The sequence below is a fragment of the Mesorhizobium sp. WSM4841 genome (assembly GCF_055811515.1).
In genome coordinates this window covers 1-958 of record NZ_JBVVQC010000090.1, presented here as the reverse complement: position 1 = coordinate 958, position 958 = coordinate 1, and the positions used below count along the sequence as shown (strand labels likewise).

Sequence of the window (958 nt, the reverse complement as noted above, 5' to 3'; positions counted from 1 at the left end):
TGCGTCAAGTTCTGCAAAAATGGCGTGGCATTCAGCGGTGACGTTGGCGTGTCCGCCGCGCAGCCCCCGTGTTTAGCGGAGCGGCGGACATGGCGGCCGCGTCTCAGGCGGCCAGTGCCCTCAGGTTCTCCTTCTTGTGCTCGCGCAGATGATCCATGTTGAGGTAGCGGGTCGCCTCGAGCCAGTTCTCGTGGATCTCCACCGCCAATGCCCGAACCAGCCGCAAACAGCTCTGCGGGTTGGGGAAGATGCGAACGACCAGGGTGCGCCGCTTGATCTCCTGGTTCAGCCGCTCCAGCATGTTCGTCGACTTCATGTGCTTGTGATGCGCCAGCGGCAGCCGATAGAAGCTCAGCGTCTCCTCGATGTTGGTCTCCACCCAATCCACCAGCTTCGGGTATTTGGCCTGCCATTTGGCGATCCACTGCGCCAGGTCGCGCTTGACCTCGGCCAGGTCGCGCCGGTCATAGAACCATCTGAGCTCCATCAGGCAGTCGTCATCGACCTTGCGCGGCACATAATCGAGCGCGTTTCTGAGGAAGTGCACGTAACAGCGCTGCCAGACTGCCTCGGGCAGGACTTCGTGGATCGCTGCCCTGAGCCCCGGATGGTCGTCGGAGACGACGAACTCGACGCCGGCGAGCCCGCGCTGCTTGAGCCCTGCCACGAACGCGCGCCAGCTCGAATGGCTTTCCCGGTTGGCCAGTTCGACACCGAGCACCTGGCGCCGGCCCTCCCAGTCGACGCCGATCGCCACCAAGACCGCCTGGCTGGCGATCACGCCGGCCTCGCGCGCCCGCTCATAGCGCGCATCCAGAATGAGGTACGGGTAAGGTTCGGCAAGCCGCTGCTCAAAGAACGCCTTCAGGGCTTCATCCAGCCGCGCCGTCGCCTGGCTCACCGTCGAGGCCGAGAAGGAATGGCCGCACAGCTCCTCGGTGATCGCCTTCACCTTGCG

At 64.3% G+C, this 958-nt stretch carries 1 protein-coding gene; it reads right to left on the bottom strand.

Features of this window, described 5'->3' with window-relative positions:
* Window positions 1-103: 103 nt before the first annotated feature.
* Window positions 104-958 (bottom strand): IS256 family transposase (locus AC0L14_RS34745; protein WP_473752227.1); only part of this gene is annotated, 855 nt, incomplete at its 5' end.